Origin of the sequence: Rugosimonospora africana (assembly GCF_016862975.1) — a bacterium.
Taxonomy (GTDB): domain Bacteria; phylum Actinomycetota; class Actinomycetes; order Mycobacteriales; family Micromonosporaceae; genus Rugosimonospora; species Rugosimonospora africana.
The window spans coordinates 20,957-36,370 of record NZ_BONZ01000089.1 but is presented as its reverse complement, the minus strand read 5'-3'; the positions used below and the strand labels follow the sequence as shown (position 1 = coordinate 36,370).

The 15,414-nt window shown below is 73.0% G+C and carries 15 protein-coding genes; 4 read left to right on the top strand and 11 right to left on the bottom strand.

Features of this window, described 5'->3' with window-relative positions; translation table 11 throughout:
- Positions 1-90 precede the first annotated feature (90 nt).
- From Raf01_RS41155 to Raf01_RS41145, 3 genes are read right to left on the bottom strand one after another with little or no spacing between them, the layout of a single operon-like run.
- Positions 91-462, bottom strand: a complete 372-nt coding sequence (locus Raf01_RS41155; protein ID WP_203923563.1) for a DUF427 domain-containing protein — start codon at positions 460-462, stop codon at positions 91-93.
- The gene (locus tag Raf01_RS41150; RefSeq protein WP_203923562.1) at positions 459-2,336 is read right to left on the bottom strand and encodes a TPR end-of-group domain-containing protein; all 1,878 of its coding nucleotides are present in this window, start codon (positions 2,334-2,336) and stop codon (positions 459-461) included. The genes Raf01_RS41155 and Raf01_RS41150 overlap by 4 nt, the downstream gene beginning before the upstream one ends.
- Positions 2,333-3,067, bottom strand: a complete 735-nt coding sequence (locus Raf01_RS41145; RefSeq protein ID WP_203923561.1) for an ArsR/SmtB family transcription factor — start codon at positions 3,065-3,067, stop codon at positions 2,333-2,335. The genes Raf01_RS41150 and Raf01_RS41145 overlap by 4 nt, the downstream gene beginning before the upstream one ends.
- A gap of 257 nt (positions 3,068-3,324) precedes the next feature.
- On the opposite strand from Raf01_RS41145, the gene Raf01_RS41140 reads away from it, so the two are divergent.
- Entirely contained in the window at positions 3,325-5,118 is a 1,794-nt protein-coding gene (locus tag Raf01_RS41140) for a coiled-coil domain-containing protein (RefSeq protein WP_203923560.1), read from the top strand.
- Positions 5,119-5,265: 147 nt separating this feature from the next.
- Here the strand turns inward: Raf01_RS41140 and Raf01_RS41135 are convergent, their stop codons facing one another.
- The 4 genes from Raf01_RS41135 to Raf01_RS41120 all read right to left on the bottom strand — a co-directional run bounded on the left by Raf01_RS41135 (position 5,266) and on the right by Raf01_RS41120 (position 10,544).
- On the bottom strand, positions 5,266-6,330 hold the full coding sequence (locus Raf01_RS41135; protein WP_203923559.1) for a DUF6177 family protein: 1,065 nt from the start codon (positions 6,328-6,330) through the stop codon (positions 5,266-5,268).
- Positions 6,327-9,176: a hypothetical protein gene (locus Raf01_RS41130; RefSeq protein ID WP_203923558.1), complete on the bottom strand. Its 2,850-nt coding sequence runs from the start codon at positions 9,174-9,176 to the stop codon at positions 6,327-6,329. The genes Raf01_RS41135 and Raf01_RS41130 overlap by 4 nt, the downstream gene beginning before the upstream one ends.
- On the bottom strand, positions 9,173-9,523 hold the full coding sequence (locus Raf01_RS41125) for a DUF6507 family protein (protein ID WP_203923557.1): 351 nt from the start codon (positions 9,521-9,523) through the stop codon (positions 9,173-9,175). The genes Raf01_RS41130 and Raf01_RS41125 overlap by 4 nt, the downstream gene beginning before the upstream one ends.
- 103 nt (positions 9,524-9,626) lie before the next feature.
- Positions 9,627-10,544: a ketopantoate reductase family protein gene (locus Raf01_RS41120; protein WP_203923556.1), complete on the bottom strand. Its 918-nt coding sequence runs from the start codon at positions 10,542-10,544 to the stop codon at positions 9,627-9,629.
- Positions 10,545-10,674: 130 nt separating this feature from the next.
- Between Raf01_RS41120 and Raf01_RS41115 the strand changes: the two genes are divergently transcribed.
- Both Raf01_RS41115 and Raf01_RS41110 read left to right on the top strand, forming a co-directional pair.
- The gene (locus Raf01_RS41115) at positions 10,675-11,688 is read left to right on the top strand and encodes a GlxA family transcriptional regulator (protein ID WP_239134357.1); all 1,014 of its coding nucleotides are present in this window, start codon (positions 10,675-10,677) and stop codon (positions 11,686-11,688) included.
- Between the two features lie 12 nt (positions 11,689-11,700).
- Positions 11,701-12,342 (top strand): DJ-1/PfpI family protein, encoded by a 642-nt coding sequence (locus Raf01_RS41110; protein ID WP_203923554.1) that lies wholly within the window; start codon positions 11,701-11,703, stop codon positions 12,340-12,342.
- Between the two features lie 45 nt (positions 12,343-12,387).
- Here Raf01_RS41110 and Raf01_RS41105 read toward each other — a convergent pair whose 3' ends face one another.
- From Raf01_RS41105 to Raf01_RS41095, 3 genes are read right to left on the bottom strand one after another with little or no spacing between them, the layout of a single operon-like run.
- A complete protein-coding gene (locus tag Raf01_RS41105) occupies positions 12,388-12,534 on the bottom strand; it encodes a hypothetical protein (protein ID WP_203923553.1) in 147 nt (48 codons plus the stop codon).
- On the bottom strand, positions 12,531-13,190 hold the full coding sequence (locus Raf01_RS41100) for a class I SAM-dependent methyltransferase (RefSeq protein WP_203923552.1): 660 nt from the start codon (positions 13,188-13,190) through the stop codon (positions 12,531-12,533). The genes Raf01_RS41105 and Raf01_RS41100 overlap by 4 nt, the downstream gene beginning before the upstream one ends.
- Positions 13,187-14,107: an SAM-dependent methyltransferase gene (locus tag Raf01_RS41095; RefSeq protein WP_203923551.1), complete on the bottom strand. Its 921-nt coding sequence runs from the start codon at positions 14,105-14,107 to the stop codon at positions 13,187-13,189. The genes Raf01_RS41100 and Raf01_RS41095 overlap by 4 nt, the downstream gene beginning before the upstream one ends.
- 270 nt (positions 14,108-14,377) lie before the next feature.
- On the opposite strand from Raf01_RS41095, the gene Raf01_RS41090 reads away from it, so the two are divergent.
- A complete protein-coding gene (locus tag Raf01_RS41090; protein WP_203923550.1) occupies positions 14,378-14,893 on the top strand; it encodes a nitroreductase family protein in 516 nt (171 codons plus the stop codon).
- Here the strand turns inward: Raf01_RS41090 and Raf01_RS41085 are convergent.
- On the bottom strand, positions 14,828-15,391 hold the full coding sequence (locus Raf01_RS41085; protein WP_239134356.1) for a MarR family winged helix-turn-helix transcriptional regulator: 564 nt from the start codon (positions 15,389-15,391) through the stop codon (positions 14,828-14,830). The two genes, Raf01_RS41090 and Raf01_RS41085, sit on opposite strands and share 66 nt — an antisense overlap.
- Positions 15,392-15,414: the final 23 nt, after the last annotated feature.

The following is a 15,414-nucleotide window of genomic DNA, read 5'->3' as shown; positions in this document are numbered from 1 at the left end:
CCGCGAGTCGGACGCGGTCGCCGCGCTCGACTCCGATTTCTGTCCGATTGTTCCTCTGTCCGATGTGGACGGACAAGACCTACCCGGTGGTCACTCCTCGACCAGGTCGACCCTGTCTGGGTAGAAAGCGAGGTATCCGCCGATCTCCGCGACCGAAGCGTACGGCTGCTCGTACGTCCACACCGCGTTGGTCAGCGTCCCGTCGGCGGTCTCGATGCTGTAGTACGAGCAGTCGCCCTTGTACGGACAGTAGGTCTGGTGGTCGGTACGGGTGAGCGCCGACATGTCCACGTCCTTGCGCGGCACGTAGTGCACCGGTGGGTACGACGCCTCGCGCAGGGTCAGCGCCTCGGTGGTGGCGCCAATGGTCTGACCCGCCACCGAAACCGATATCCGGCCGGGATGCCGCTCGACGGTGATCGGATGGTCGGCGGACGGGACGAGAATCTGCTTGTCGGTCATGCTGGCTCGAACGCCCCCTCCGGCCGGTTGATTCCGCCGCCCGCGCCGTCGGGACTCCCGTCGCCGCTGGGGTTGCCGCGGCCGGCGCGACTGTCGGCGCGAGCCGCGCCGTCGGGACTCCCGTCGCAGGCACCGTCGGCGAGGGTGTCCAGGATGGCCTCCATCGCGGGATCGCGGCCGTCCCGGAACGCGGCGAAGGTCGGCGGGGCGTAGATGTCCGGCGCGATGGCGGTGCGGTGGTCCAGCGGCCACGAGGTCTGCCAGTACAGGTCCGAGACGTTCACCCGCAGCCCGCTGTGCGGCAGGGTGAACGGCGCCGTCTCGCCGACGAAGTTCGGGCTGGACCCGCTCGGCTCGCCCACGAACAGCGCGTGGGTGTGCCGGTCGAGCAGGGTCGCGGTGTTCTGCGCGGCGGAGAACGTGTCGCGGCCGATGATGACGAACAGCGCGCCCCGCCGGTTGACGCGGTCGTGCCGGATGACCCGGTCCACCAGGGGCATGGCGAGAAACGTGTTGCCCCCGCCGTTCCAGCGCAGGTCGATGGCGAGCGCCGCCGCGTGGTGGTCGTCGACGGCGGCGAACAGCCGGTCGGAGAACTCGGCCAGCGGCTCGTCCGGGCGCTCCTGGATCGCGTTGAACTGGAAGTAGACCAGGTTCGCCGCGGGCAGGTACTCGAACCAGTACGGCGTGTCGGCGGCCCGCAGGTAGGCAGGGACCGGCGCTGCCGGCCGCGGCGCCTCGCCGCTTGGCTGGAATCGCGGCGTCCCGCCGCGTGGCTGGACCTGTGGCGCCTCGCCGCGTGGCTGGATCTGCGGCCCTGCGCCGAGTGGCCGGACCTGTGGCGCCCCGCCGCGTGGCCAGCTCCGCGGCGGCTGGGCCGCCTCGGCCTCGACCGCGATGTCCGCGGTGTCTCCGCCGGCCAACCGGACCGAGAGCGTGACCCCGCCGGGACGGTCCGCCGCGCCCAGGGCGTGCAGGTACGCCGGCTGCCTCAGCCAGACCGCCGCGCTGCCGGCCGGCCCGTACTCGTTGTCTCGGGTGAGCAGGGGATCGAGGGCCGCCACGACCTCGGGTACGGCCCACCCGTCGAACGCGAGCACCTGCGCGCCGACCAGCCGCTCGTACCGCGGGTCGGCGGCGGTGACGAACAGGCCCTCGGCGAACAGGAAGAACCACACCGGCAGGCACCGGCCCCAGTCGGGGAACGCCGGGTGGGCGAGGATCCGGGAGTGGCCGTCGTTGAGCCGGCGCAGCAGCCGCCACATCCCGATCGTCACCTGGATGTCGGGCAGGTCGGGGATGGCCCGCTCCAGGTCGGCCGCGGCCCGGTCGAAGCCGGCGTCGACGACATCCCGGAACGGCACCCGGCGCCGGACTTCGCGGCACAGCGTCCGCAGGTCGGCACGCCAGCCGTCCACCCGTGACCGCGCACCGGTGTCGGGGGGCCCGACGAGTTCCCGGAACCGGGGGTCGTCGCGCAGCGAGGCCAGATGCTCGTCGGTGGTCGCCCGGTCGAGGTCGCGCAGGTTGTACCGCACGGCCCCGGCCAGCGCGTCCAGGGCCGGCGCGGTGTTCCCGAGCCGGGCGTGGCAGCACGCGATCCGGTAGCAGATCTCACCCGGGAAGACGTCGGCCAGCGGTACCGGCTCCGGTCCCCGTACCGGCCACACGCCCAGGGCCGTCGCCTTCTCGTACGCGGTCAGGGCACTCCGGTAGTCGCCGAGCGCGAACCGCGCCTGTCCGAGCCGGTTCCAGTACACCCCGTTGACCGGATTGAGCCCGACCACCGCCTGCCAGCCGTCCGCGGCCTCGGGCCAGCGCTGCGACCGGGACAGCTCCTCGGCCCGCGCCACCGTGGCCAGCTGGCCGTTCACTCCGCTCCTCCCGCCGACGCCGGCGCGGTGGCCGCCCGCGCGCCGGAATCAGGCGCGGTGGCCGCCTGCTGTGTTCCGGGGATTTGCGCGCTGCCCGGCTGTGCGCCGGGGATCGGCGCGGCGCCCGGCGCGCCGGCCGGGGTCGCGTCTGGTGGCGTTGTGACCGGTGGCGGTGTGACCGAGGTGGCGACGAAGACCCGGACCTCGCGGGCGCCCGGAGGAACCGTGCCGCGGTCGGTCGCGCGACCGGCGTGCCGCTGGGCGATCTCGCCGAGCGCCCGGGTGACCTCGCGCAGCTCGTCGGCGGTCATGAACGTGCTGACCCCGCCGAACGTCGTCGCGTCCCGCCACTCCCGCGGCTCGTCGTCGTGCCGGCGCAGGCGCTCCTTCAGCCGGCCCAGCTCATGGTCGAGGAACACCTCGGCCGCGGCCCGCGCGGCGAGCCGCCCGTCGGCGCCCAGGCCCTCGCCGGACAGGTCCTGCTCGAAGCTCGTCAGCCGCCACGGCTTCTCCCGCCCGGCGCCGCCCGGTGCCTGCTCGACGAAGCCGTACTTGGCCAGCAGGTTCAGGTGGTAGGAGCAGCTCGCGACGCTCTCGCCGAGTTCCCGCGCGCACTGCGTCGCGGTGGCGGTCTGGTCGCGGCCGATCAGGTCGATCAGCTTCCAGCGCAGGGGATGCGCGAGGGCTCGCAACGCGGTGGCGTCGCGGCCGGAGGAGGGGTTACCGGACACGATGGCAAGATATCTTGCTCAAGGTTTCTTTGTAAAGGTTCGTTGTTATGTGTCGATTCGGTGGCACTGCGTCGACACTGCTACGAACGTCGATAACTTGTTACGCGGGGCGGGGTGCCGGGCCGACCGACGTCGGCGGTACCGTGTCGGGGCGTTGCAGGCGGGTGGGACGCTCCGTCGGCTGGCCGCGCCGGACCATGCCTGCTGGCGTGGCTCGCGCGTCGGCATCGTGGTCGCGACCGTATGGAGGATGGTGCATGTCGAACGGCGGAGATCTGTTCGCGCTACGTGACGACGCGACCCCGCGGCCGGGCTTCGAGCTCGCGCGGCGCGGCTACGAGAAGCGGCAGGTGGACCAGTTCGTCGCACAGGTCGAGCGCGATGTCGCGGCGCTGACGGCCGAGCGCGACCAGGCGTATGGCCAACTCCAGGAGATCGTCGCGCAGTTCCAGCAGATGCAGGCCGAGCTGATGGACCTGCGCCAGCGTCCGCCCCAGGTGGACCGGGCGTCGTTCGGCGACCTGGGCCCGCTGGTGACCGAGATGATCGCGCTGGCCGAGAAGCAGGCCGAGAACCTCACCGGCACTGCCGCGCAGCGGGCCGCCGAGCTGCAGGCCGACGCGGAGAAGGTGCTCGCCGACGCGCGGGAACGCGCCCTGCAGGCACTGCACGACCTCGAGGAGGAGCTGACCGCGCGGCGCTCCGAGCACGACAAGAACACCGAGGAGCGCCACACCGCCGCGCAGGCCGAACTCGCCGAGATCCGTGAGCTGGCCGAACGGCTCCGTACCGAGGGCGAGGCCGCGCACGAGCGCGCCACGCAGGAGGCGCGGCGGATCAGCGAGCAGAGCACCCAGCAGCTCGAGCACACCCGGGCGGAGACCGCCGCGCTGATGGACGCCGCCCGCGCGCAGGCCCAGCAGGAGGTCGAGGCGGCCCGAGCCCGGACCCAGCAGGAGCTGAGCCAGTGGCAGGCCACCGTCGAACAGGAACTGGGCGAGCGACGGAACGTCGCTGAGCGGGAGATCGCCGAGCGTCACGCGGCGTCGGACCGGGAGCTGACCCACAAGCGCAACCTGGCCGACCAGAAGACCGCCGCGCTGCACGCCGAGGCGCAGCAGCACGCGGCCGACCTGCGCCGCCGGGCCGACGAGCAGCACGCCACGCACCAGCAGCAGCTCGGCGTCGTACAGCAGGAAATCGAGAGCCGCCAGCAGGTGGTCGGCCAGCTGCACGCCGAGCTGGACAGCCTGCAGCAGCAGCTCGCCCAGACCCGCGACGAGGGCGCCGCCACCGAGCAGGAGCTCGCCCAGCTGAAGCACAGCCTGGTCGAGACCCGGCAGAGCCTGAACGCGGAGATGAACCGGCTCGACGACGCGCGCCGGCAGGCCGACACCGCCGAGCGGCACGCGAAGGACGTGCGGGCGAGGGTGCAGCGGGAGGCGAAGCGGGTGGCCGACCTGGCCGCCGCGGCCGTGATGGCCGCCGCCGCGCACGGTGGCTCGGACACCGGCGAATACAAGGTGGTACCGGTGCGGATGGGCCCGAGCCGGCCGGTCAGCGACGTCCTGGACCCGCCGACCGGCGAGAACCAGGAAATCGAGCAGCAGGGGATCGAGACCACCCAGGGGATCGAGAGTCAGGCGATCGAGTCGCGGGCCGCCGACCACCACCCGGGCGACCACCACGCCGTCGAGCAGCAGGTTGCCGACCATCAGGTCGCCGAGCACCACGCCGGGCACGCGTTCCCCACCGACGCGCCGGACACCGAGCCGGCCAACGCTCCGGCGGAGACGCAGGCCGCAGACGTCGCGCCGGCCGAGTCGCCATTCGGTGGGCCGACCGCCGAGGGGCAGGTCGTCGACCCGCGGGTCGTGCTGGCCCCGACAGCCGAGACCCAGGTCATCGACGCGCCGGTGGCCGACGCACCGCCGCAGGGCGAGGTGCCGTTCGACCCGTGGGCGCCCAACCAGGGCAGGCACGAGGCCGGCTACGTCATCCCCGGCCAGCGCGAGCCGCAGCCGGGGAGGGTCGGCTCCGACTCTGAGTAGCGCAGACTCCGAGTAGCGGCGCGGCAGTAGTTCGGCACCCCGTCCGGCGAGCGGCTCACCGGACGGGCGCCGCCGGTTTCCCCAGGGCCGTGCTCACCTCCGCCACGAACCGGTTTCCGGCTGCGTTCGGGCCGGTTCTGGCTGCGTTCAGGTAAGCCCGGACGTGCCCGTCCTGATGCCGGTCAGCAGTCCGATGAGCGCCTCCCAGCCCGCGGGGGAGTCGCCGCGGCTCAGCTGGTACCAGTCGGTCGGGCGGTGGGCCGGACCGATGCGTACCCGTGGCGGGAGAGTGGCCGTCGTGCCGGCGGGTACCGGTTCGGTGACACCGGGGCCGATGGCCAGGGCGATGGGCAGCGGTATGCCCTCGGCGTGTGCCGGCCGGGTCAGGTCGTGGCGGCCCAGGCATGTCTCGGCGTACAGCCAGGACAACTGGTGGGCGCCGGCCAGCCGGTCGGTCAGCCCGGCCAGTTCATCCAGTGGCGGTTGTTGGTCGGGCAGCGGGTATCCCACGGCGACGTCGATCGACTCCTGTACGCCGTCCGCGACGCGGGTGACCTCGAGCAGTGCCATCGCCGGCAGGTCGCCGGCGCCGGTCACCGTGACCCACGAGTGGGTCGGCACCTCCTCCCGGCAGAACCGGGTGATGTCCGCTGTCCGCCACACGCGGTCCACCGGCTCGACCGGTCCCCAGCCCGCCGGCGGGTGTCCGGTCAGCTCCTGGAACAGCGTCTCGATCGGGTCGCCGATCCTGGTCCAGGAGGTGGCCTCGTGCTTGACCTCCAGGCGTACCCGCAACTGCCGGCCGGTCGGCGGCGGCGGTGCGGCGTACGCGGAGGCCACCAGCGGCCGGGACGCGACCGGTGGCACCGGTGGTCCGGGTACCGCCGCGGCCAGCGGATCGTCGTGCCGGAACGCGCCGTCGTCGAACCGCATCGGGACGCCGCACATGCCGTCGTAGTACGCCCGCTGGTCCGGGTCGTAGACGACCCACTGGGCGCCGGTCTCGCGCAGCGCGGCGACCAGCGGCACGGTCAACCGCGAGGCCGGCGGCGTCACCAGTTGGAGCGTGCGCCCGGTACCGGCGCAGTACACCAGGGCCCTGGTCAGCCAGGCGGTCAGCGCGACGACCGGACGCTCGCACAGGGTCACGGCGGCGAGCGGGGTCGCCACGTCGAACCCCGACTCGCCCGGCGGCGGCCCGCCGTCCGTCACCCGCGCCCGTCCAGCCGACCCGGAACCTGACCGGCCTGCGAGAGGGTCCCCATCGCCTCCTCGAGGCGCCGTTGCGCTTCCTGGTCGCGGTGCTCGTTGTCCTGGGCGGTCTGCCCGTCCTGTACGGCGATCGCGTCCTCTCGCGGGCTGTGCTTGAGGAGGATCTGGTCCATGCCGGCCTCCTTGAGGCCCGCCCACTTCGACTCCGGCTCGCCCAGCCGCTCGGTGAGCCAGTCCGGCAGCCGCACGTGGCCGTTGACCAGGGTGCCGTCGGCGACGTAATAGGTCAGCGGCTTGTCCAGCGTGACCCACTTGCCGTTGCGGTACACCTCGAACACGGTCTCTACGGCCTTGCCGTGGTACGCGTGCCGGTACACGGCGTCGGCGTGGGTGTAGCGCACCCCGTCGCCCCAGGGGATGACCATCTCCGGGGTCAGGTCGCCGCCGCCGGTGATGCCGGTGCCCCGGTAGGGTGCGCCCTGTACCTCGTCCTTGACGTGCGCGGGCAGGTCGTCCCAGCCGAGCTTGTCCGAGGCGACCGGTGTGCGCAGCGCGGCGATGTCGTCGGGGTGCGGCCGGAAGCGGATCATCGTGATGCCGTCCCTGCCGACGTTGCGGTAGGGCTGGAGCATTCCCCGGTGCCGCAGCCAGCCGGGCAGGTCGCGCAGGTCGTTCAGCGCCGAGAGCGGGACGTGTTGGGCGTAGGTGAGCTGGAGGTCGTCGCGCAGTCCGGCGGCGGTCTGCGCGGCGAGGTCGCCGTCGCGGGCCACGTAGCCGTGGATCTTGTCGTCGCCGAGGTTCCGCACGATCGCTTTACCGTCCGGGGACACCTTCGTCATCGTGGTGTGCTCGTCGACTCCGAACGGGTCCCGGTTGACCCGCTCGACCAGCGGCGCCGCCGTGGCCGGGTCGAAGGCACGATCGTGGATGCCGGGCAGTTTCCCGTACGCGTCGATGACCTTCCCGGCCTGCTCCGGAGTGAGGTCCGGCCAGCGGTTCATGAGTTCCTGGCGCGCGCTGACCGGGTCGAACTCGTGGCGGCCCACGGTGACGACGACCTCGTTGCCGTCCTTGTCCCGGGTGACATAGTCGATGCCCCGCTTCCCGGACGCCCCGTCCGACCCCGCGTGCGGGTCGAGCCCGGAGTCGACCCGGCCGCTGGCGGCGGCGTGCCGGCGGGACGCCGCGCCGTCCAGCTGGTCCCGGGCTTCGGTCAGCGCCTGCACACGCGTGTCGAGCGCGCCGGTCTTGGCACGGGCCTGGGACACGACATCGACGGCTTCCTGGGCGCGGCCGGCGGCCCGCAGCTCCGTCGACCGCTGGAGTGCGTCGGTGGTGATTTGGCTCTGCTGCTGGCGGACGCGGGCGATCTCGTCGTTCAGCTGGCCCAGGTGTCCGCTGTTGCGGTCGGCCGCACGGTCGGCGGCGGTCGCCGCGGCGTCGTTGAGGCGGCCGAACCGGTCGTCGACCGACAACGGGGCGTGGTCTACCGGTCTGGGCAGCGACTGGTCGTTCAGGTGCCAATTGTTGACCATGTCGGACACCCGAGTGAACCCGGGCAGGCGGTCGGCGAGCGAGCCGAACTTGTCGCCCAGGCCGAGCGCCTTGGAGGTGAACCGCACGTCAGTGCCCAGCCAACCGCCCTTGCCGACGTACTGGGCGCCGCGCGCCATCGCGCCGATGAGGCCCTCCTTGTCGGCCATCGCGGCGATCCCTGCCTTGCCCGGACCGGGGATCGCGACCTGCAGCACGTTGCCCGCCAGGTAGCCGCCACGGGTGCCCCAACCGCCGGGTAGCCCCTTCCCGCTGACCGCGTCCCAGCTCTGCTTGACCACGTTTACCGGGTTCAGGCTGTCGCCGATCTTTCGCAGCGTCGAGTTGCCGGTCATCCGGCCGACGCCGTACGCGGCGCCACCGACCATCGGCAGGCCGAGCGAGATCGACACTCTGGCCAGACCCAGCCAGGCGGGCCCGGCGACGTGCGCGCCGAAGTCCCAGTGACTCTTGCCGGTCGACGGGTCCCAGTCGTAGTTGATCCCGACGAGCCGGGTGAACGCGTTCAGGCCGTCCGCCAGAGCCTTGGTGCCTCCGTTGGAGATCTTCTCGACCATCGGGGCCCTGTCCAGCCACGACTTGCCGAAGGGGTTGTTGCCGAGGCCGAGGTCGTCCTCCCAGGACAGCAGCGGCATTCCGGCGCCGGGCATCTCGGAGCCGAGCTGGCCGGGTTGGTGCACCGGCCCCGGCGGCAGTACCGAGTCGGCGAGGCCCGAGTTGGTCTGGCTGGCGATCGCGCTCACACAGTCGGCCTCGGCCTCCGCCAGCTGCCGCTGGCACTTGTCCAGTGCCGAGGAGATCTCCGAGTACTCGTGGTGCATCCCGCTGTTGTCGACGGTCACCGCGTCGCCCGGATTGTGGCCATGGTCGTGGCTCGTGTAGTGCTCCGGCTGGCCGTCCGGCCCGTATACCGGCGACGCCGTGTGACGCCACGTCGGCCTGGCCGCCGCCTCGGCGTTGAACTTCTCCGCCCGCTTCAGCAGGTTTTCCAGCTGCGGTTTGAGGATCAGCACCGTGGAGCCGAAGTCGGACAGGGCGCGGCCGACCTCCGCGACCGAGGTGTCGACCTGTTCGGTCTTCGTCTGTACCGGCGTGATCGAGGCGACCAGTTGACCGGTCTCCGGGGCGAAGTAGCATCCGGACAGCTTCCGCCACCGGGAGGTCAGGGCCTCGCCCTGCGTGCCGACCTGGCATCCGGTCATCAGGGTGTCGGCCGCGCCGATGATCGCGCTCGGATCGCCGCACCGCTTGATCCGGTCCTTGATGGGCTGGATCGGGATGGCCTCGCTCACGTCGTCTCCAGCTTGTGGTCGATCGGCCTGGTGATCCCGACCTCCAGGGCGCGGCGCACGTTGGCGGTCATGTGGCAGTCGGCTTCGATGTACGCGTTGGTCGCGTTGAATCCCGCACCTACCACGCGCCCGGCGAGATCGAGCGAGTCGCGCACGTAGCCGGTGGTGCTGGCGCCGAACTCGATCAGCGCCCCGGCCACCGGGTTTCCCTCGCCCGACGCCGAGATGGCCTCGTCCACGGTGCGCAGAATCGACTTGCCCGCTGACTCGATGGCCTCGCAGTCGCGCTTGGCGCCGTTGAGAATCGGCGCCACCTGGTGCTTGATCACATCGTATCTACTGGTCACCGCGGTCCTTTCCGGGCAGAACGATCGCGACGATCGACGATACGCAGGCGGGCGCGGGCCGGCGTCCAACCGTGGTGGTATTTCGCCGTCCTGCGCCGCGGCGCTATTCGGCCAGCCGGGCGGACTCGCGGGTGCTCAGTTCGTCGACCAGTCTCGCGGTCACCGGTGTGGTGAGGCCGTACCGGTCGGCCGCGCGCAGGACGGCCGTGCCGATGGCATCCAGTTCGGTGGCCCGGCCCGCCTCCGCGTCGCGTTGCATCGAGGACTTCATGCCCGCCGGTACCCGGTCGAACATGCCCAGGATCGTCGCCGGATCGACCGGCGCGCCCGCGGCGGTGGCCACCGAGGCGATCTCGCCGACGACCGCCTCCAGGGTTTCCCGCCACTGCGTCCGGATCGTGCCGGCCGGGGCGCCCGCGGCCGTGGTGAGCAGGGCCAGCGGAGCCAGGAACGCGAGCTTGTCCCAGAGTACGGCGGTCTCGTCGTCGCGGACGGTCACGTCGAGCCCGGCCCGCCGGAACTGGGCCGCCAGCGCCTCGACACGCTCGCCCGGTGCCGTGTCGCTGGCCACCTCGATCCCGGAGAACGGGCTGGTGTGCTCGATCCGGCCGGGTGCGACCCGGGTCGTCTCCACCCGGATGGCGCCGGCGACGACCTGCGCGGCCGGGAACCGGGTGCGCAGCAGCGGCAGGTGCTCGACGCCGTTGAGCAGCGGCAGCACCAGCCCGTCGCCCAACGCGCCGGCCGGCACCCGCTCCAGGGCGGCGTCGAGCGCGGTTGCCTTGACCGCCAGCACGCAGGCGTCGACCGGACCGCTCAGCCGCGCTGTCGCGGTCGCCGGCACCTGGAAGTCGCCGAACTTTCCACTGTGGACAGTGAGTCCGCCGGTCGTCAACGCGTCGACGGTTTCGGGCCTGGCCACGAACATCACCCGGTGACCGGCGCGGGCCAGTACGGCACCGATCAGGCCGCCGACTCCGCCGGGTCCGACGATCGCGACGTTCCAGAGGGGATCAGGCATGCCGTCCACCCTAGGCCCCGTGCGGGTCACCGGCTCCGGCGCTGCCCCTCGAGCGGTGGACGCAGCGGTGGCAGGATCTGTGGGACTTTCGTCATTGCCGCCACCGCGGCCGGATCCGAGACTGGTACGCGTGGCAGCGCGACCGGTGGTTCTCCTCGGCTACGACGGGGTTCAGGGGCTCGACCTGACCGGGCCGCTCGACGTGTTCGCCGGCGCCTGCGAGTGGGTGAGCCGCACCGGCTCCGCCGATCCCGGCTACCGGCCGATGGTGGCCAGTCCGGACGGCGGGCCGTTTCGCACCACGGCCGGCATGACGGTCATGCCCGACACGTCGCTGGCGGCCATCACCGGCCGCCTCGACACCGTGGTCGTCCCGGGCGGCGCGGCCGCCGTGGAACCGCTCGGCGACCGGCGGATCGTCGACTGGCTGCGCGGCTACGCGCCCTCGGTCCGGCGGGTCACCTCGGTGTGCGCGGGCGCGTTCCTGCTCGCCGAGGCCGGCCTGCTCGACGGCCGCCGGGCCACCACGCACTGGTCGGCGTGCGCCCGGCTGGCCGAACGGTACCCGGCGGTCCGGGTCGATCCCGACTCCATCTACGTCCACGACGGCGATGTCTACACCTCGGCCGGGGTGACCGCCGGCATGGACCTGGCACTGGCCCTCGTCGAGGCGGACCTCGGCCGGCGCGCCGCGCTGACCGTCGCGCGCTGGCTCGTCATGTTCCTGCACCGTCCGGGAAACCAGGCCCAGTTCAGCGTGCAGTTGACCACCCAGTACGCGGACCACGCGCCGGTGCGCGAGCTCCAGCGGTGGCTGGGCGACAACTACGGCGCCGACCTGACCGTCGACGCGATGGCGAGCCGGGCCCGGATGAGCCCGCGGCACTTCGCCCGCAGCTTCCGGCAGCAGACCGGCACAACCCCGGGTCGCTACCTGCAGCGGGTGCGGCTGGAGGCGGCCCGTCGCCGGCTCGAGGAGTCCGACACCCCGGCGGAGCGCATCGCCGCCGCGTGCGGCTTCGGCAGCGCGGAGACGATGCGCCGGGTGTTCGTCGCGGCGCTCGGGATGCCTCCCGCCGAATACCGGCGGCGGTTCCGCACCGGTACACCAGGACCCGGTCCGGTACCGGGTCCGCTCGACTGAGGAGTTCCACCCGTGGACATCGCGATCCTGCTGCACGACCGGGTCACCGCGCTCGACGCGGTCGGCCCGTACGAGGTGCTGAGCCGGATGCCCGGCGCCCGGGTGCACTTCGTCGGCACCCGGCCGGGGCCGGTCCGTGCCGATGAGGGTCTGGGCCTGCACGTCGACCGGGCACTGGACGAGCTGCCGCGTCCGGACATCGTCCTCGTCCCGGGCAGCAGCAGCCCGGCGGTGGCGCTGAACGACGACGCCCTACTGGCGTGGGTGCGCACCGCCCACGGCAGCGCCGCCTGGACCACGTCGGTGTGCAGCGGCTCGCTGGTACTGGCCGCGGCCGGAGTGCTCGCCGGCCGCCGGGCCACGACGCACTGGATCGCGATGGACCACCTGCGCGCGTTGGGCGCGGTCCCGGTGCCGGAGCGCATCGTGGTCGACGGCACCGTGGTCACCGCCGCCGGGGTCAGCGCCGGGATCGATCTGGCGCTGCGCCTGGCGGCGCTCATTCACGGAGACGAGACCGCCGAGGCGCTTCAACTGGCCATCGAGTATGACCCTCAGCCGCCGTTCCCGGTCACCGCGTACACGGCGACCCCGGCGCAGCGGCGTACCGCCGGGCTGCTGATCGGTGGCTCCGCTTCGTCCATTGTGGACTGACCGGTGCAGGGCGCCGTCCTGCCGGGCGACCGGCCGGCGACGGGGTCACCCGGGGCGCGACGCGACCAGGGCGAACGCGTTGGGCAGCCGGCCCCGCCACGCCGCCGCGGACAGGTCGCCGGGGCGCCAGAACGGCTCCGGGTACTCCTCCAGGTACCGGAGCTGAAGGCCGGCGCCGATCACGGCGGTCACGATCTGCCCGAGCGTCGCCTGGAACTCCACCGCACCGCGGGCCGGGAAGGTGTCGTTGACGTGGCTGCGCCGGAAGTAGCCGCGGTCGGCACGGATCCGGGGTTCGTCCTCGTCCCACGTCCACAGCGGTACCGCCGGATGCGCTTCGTACACGAACAGGTGGCCCGACGGCCGGAGCAGGCGCGCCACGTCGCGGGCCCAGGCATCCAGATCAGCGCGCCCTTGCCGGTGTAGACCAGGTCCGCGCACCCGTCGCGCAGCGGCGCCCCGGGCAGCTGCGCGATGAGGTACCGGCAGGCCACGCCCAGCTCGTCGGCCCGGCGCTGGGCGGCGGTCGCGGCCACCTCGCTGAAGTCGACGCTGACGACCGATGCCGCGCCCGCCATCGCCAGGGCGACGTCATCCAGGCCGTGCCCGCTCTGCAGGTGTACGACCTCGGGGCGGGAGCGCAGCAGCGGCTCGAGCAGTTCCCGCTCCCGGGGAAACAGGGACGAGCCGTCGCGCGCCTGGCGCAGGTGATCCGCGTACTCCCGGACGTGCTTCTGGGAGGCGGCCTCCCAGGCGACCCGGTTGCTCCGAACCTCGGCGGCCGTGTCCCGAGCCTCGACACCCGTGTCCCGAACCTCGGCGGCCGTGTCCGGGCCGTCCGGGGTCACTCGGCACCGCGTTGGTCGCGATGGGCGGACAGGAGCGAGATGTAGTCACCGACCGGCATGGCGCCGCCGGGCGCCTCGGGCAGCCGGGGATCGATCAGGACCCGCCCGTACCGCCGGGCCACGGTGCCGGCCGGTTCGTCGGTGACGGTCCAGCCCTGCCCGGTCAGCCAGCCCGCCCGGCTCGGCCGCGTGTCGGAGTGCACGATGCTGTTCAGGTCGACCGCGTCGCCCTGGACTCGGGAGAGGCCGCCGCCGGTCAGCAGGCCGGTGACGTCGACCGCGTGGTCGACGGCCAGCCGGCTGCCGGCGGGAGACAGCTCGTCGATGTGCGCGAACAGCCGCGCCTCCGCGTCGGCCGGCAGGTACGGCAGCAACCCCTCGGCGAACCAGGCGGTCGGCCGGCCGGCGTCGAGACCGGCGGCGCGCAGTGCGTCCGGCCAGTCGTCGCGCAGGTCGGCGGCGATCACCCGCCGGTCGCAGCGGGCCTGCGCGCCGGCCTCGCGAAGCACCGCCTCCTTGAAGTCGAGCATGGCCGGCCGGTCGATCTCGAACAGCGTCAGGTCGGGTGGCAGGGCGAGTCGGAACGCCCGAGTGTCCAGCCCCGCGGCGATGGCGACCACCTGCCGTATGCCGCTGTCGACCGCGCCGGTCAGCTCGTCGTCGAAGAATCGGGTGCGCATGCCGAGGAACGGGGACAGGCCGACGAGGATGGCTTCCTGATCGGTCAGCATCTCGCCGTCCGCCGGCCAGCGCAGGGTCTGCGGTATCGCGGACGGCAGGGCGCGGACGAACGCCGCCGCGTACGGGTCCTCGACCAGCCGGTCGGGCCTGGTCGACTCGACCGCGCGGGCGCCGGCCGCACCCAGCGCCGTGAGGCCCACTCCGGACGTGACGTCCCGCTCGTCCTGCTGGCTCATGGGCAGATCCCCGTCCGGTCCGGTCGGCTCGCGACGCGGTCGAGCGTGCCGGATCGACCGTTGTCAGTCAACGGCCCGGCGCCTCCGATTCTCCGTGGCGGGTCGGGGTTCCGGGGGCTGATGCCGGGCCGGGTACTCGGGGGCGGACGCCGGGCCGGGAACCCGGGTTCCGGAGGGTGACGCCGGGACGGCATCTCCGGCGGGCGGGCCCGGTTCCGGGCGACAATGGCAGCGTCGACCACAGGCCGCGCCTGCCGATGGGAGGTCCGCGTGGAAACCTGGGATGCGCTGCGGTCCCGCCGCAACGTCCGCGAGTACAGCTCCACCGTCGTGTCCGGCGCCGACCTCGACCGCATCGCCGAGGCCGGCCGGCGGGCCCCGTCCGCGTCCAACCGCCAGCACCGGGACTTCGTGCTCGTCACCGACCCGGATCGGCTGGCCGAACTGTCGACCGTCTGGCAGAGCGCCGGGCACATCGCCCGCGCGCAGGCCGCCTTCGCGCTCGTCCTGCCGGAGACCGCGGACGAGGGAACCCGTGTCCTCGACTACTTCGACCTCGGCCAGGCGGCCCTGGCGATGATGCTCGTGGCGGCCGACCTGGGCATCGGTACGGGACACGCGTCCGTCGGCGACCAGGAGCGGGCGCGCGGCATCCTCGGCGTACCCGGCCCCTACCGGGTCGCGTTGCTGCTCGGCGTCGGCTACCCGGCCGACCGCCCGCTACGGCCGGTCGCCAAGCCCGACCGCCGTCCGTTCGACGAGGTCGTCCACCGCGACCGCTGGTGACACCGGCGCCTCCTCGGGGCCGAGCCACCAGTCGCGCTCGGGCAGCTCGCCGGCCGCGCTGTTGAGCGCCTGCAGTGCCGTGGTCACGTGTGCGTGCGCCGAGGCGGGTATCGCGTCGATGATCCGGGCGAGTTCGTCGCGCCGGCGCCGGGTCACGTCGCGGACCAGCGCGCGGCCGGCCGCCGTGAGGCTCAGCCGCACCTCGCGCCGGTCGGCCGGGGTGCGGTAGCGGCGCAGGAGGTCCTTGCGAACCAGCCGGTCGCACATCCGGGTCGCGGTGGACGGCGCGACGCCGAGGTCGGCGGCGATGTCGACGATGCGTTGCGGGCCCCGGGCCGCGAGCACGACCAGCGCCCGGAACTGGGGGAGGGTGACCTCGGTGTCGACGTCGGCGAGCGACCGGCCGGCGATGGCCACCATGGCGCGGCTCGCGGTCAGCAGCGCTTCGATGACGCTCTCCCGGGACGCGGTCGCCGGCTGCCCGGATGTGTTCGGCACCCAGCCATCATCGCCGACCGGGA